This is a genomic window from Nocardiopsis sp. TNDT3, from assembly GCF_003427465.1.
GTDB classification, from domain to species: Bacteria; Actinomycetota; Actinomycetes; order Streptosporangiales; family Streptosporangiaceae; genus Nocardiopsis; species Nocardiopsis dassonvillei.
The window spans coordinates 1-1,422 of the sequence record NZ_QPFC01000461.1 but is presented as its reverse complement, the minus strand read 5'-3'; the positions used below and the strand labels follow the sequence as shown (position 1 = coordinate 1,422).

Below are 1,422 nucleotides of genomic sequence, written 5' to 3'. Positions count from 1 at the left end.
AGACCGTGATCGACAACGTCAACCCCACCATCGTTCCCCGCATCCGCTCCGACCGGGACGGCGAACGCCGCGACCGCTCTGCCTGACCCCGGGCCAGGACCGGCCCCTCGGCCCGGCCCCGGGTAAAGACCGGCCCCGCCACGGGACACGCGGCTGCCGCGACCCCCTCGCCCGAGCCCTCGGTGTGAGACTGCCGGGGGAGGTGGGCACATGGACGACGCGACAGTCCCGGCCGCCGAGGCCGCGCAGCTGTTCGAGGAACTGGTCAGGTCCGTGCACGGGTGCGCCCCGATCGAGGTCCTCGAAGCCGCCGGCCGCTACGGCGAGCGGATCGGACTCAGCGGCATCTGCGTGTACCTGGTCGACCTGCAACAGCGACTCCTCGTCCCGCTGCTCGGCGGCCGGGCGCTCAAGGTCGACTCCAGCGTGGCGGGGGAGGCCTACCGCTCCGAGACGTTGCGGCTGGTCGAGGGCGGCGACGGCGAGCTGGGCCTGTGGCTGCCCCTGCGCGACGGCGCCGACCGCATGGGGGTCGTGCACATCAGCGCTCCCGTGCTCGACGAGTCCACCCTGCGCCGCTGCCACGCGCTCGCCTCGCTGCTGGCCCTGGTCGTGACCTCCAAACGCGCCTACAGCGACACCTACGTCCGCCACACCCGCACCCAGGCGATGGACCTGCGCACCGAGATGCTGCGGGCCTTCCTGCCGCCCCGCACCCTGGGCACCTCGCGGGGTGTGTCCACCGCCGTCCTCGAACCCGCCTACCGTCTGGGCGGCGACGCCTTCGACCACTCGATCACCAAGGAGACCCTGCACGCCGCCATCCTCGACGCGATGGGGCACGACCTGGCCTCCGGACTGACCGCGTCCGTGGCCATGGCCGGGATCCGCAACGCCCGGCGCAACGGCGCCGACCTCGCCGAACTCACCGACAGTGTGGAGGGCGCGCTCACCTCCTGGCTCCCCGACCGCTTCTGCACCGCCGTCTTCACCTCCCTGGACCTGTCCACCGGGGAGTTCGCCTGGGTCAACTGCGCCCACCCCGCACCCCTGCTCCTGCGGCGCGGACTCCTGCTGGAGGACGCACTGGAGCGGACCCCCGAGGTGCCGCTCGGACTCGGCGGTGTGCTCGGCGAGGCCGAACCGCGCACCGTGCACCGGGTCCTGCTCGAACCCGGCGACCGGATCCTGCTCTACACCGACGGGGTGACCGAGGCGCACGACAGCCAGGGGCGGATGTTCGGCCTCGAACGGTTCGCCGACTTCATCATCCGCGCCACCGCCGCCGACGAACCCGCCCCGGAGACGCTGCGGCGCCTGGTCCACGCCATCCACGACCACCAGCGCGGCAGCTTCACCGACGACGCCACCATCATGCTGCTGGAGTGGCGCCCCGACGGCGGGGCGATGCCCCGGGTCGAG

1 protein-coding gene is annotated in these 1,422 nt (G+C 72.9%); it reads left to right on the top strand.

The window, feature by feature from the left end:
* Positions 1-210: 210 nt before the first annotated feature.
* Positions 211-1,422 (top strand): PP2C family protein-serine/threonine phosphatase (locus tag DQW06_RS12085; protein WP_157983415.1); only part of this gene is annotated, 1,212 nt, incomplete at its 3' end.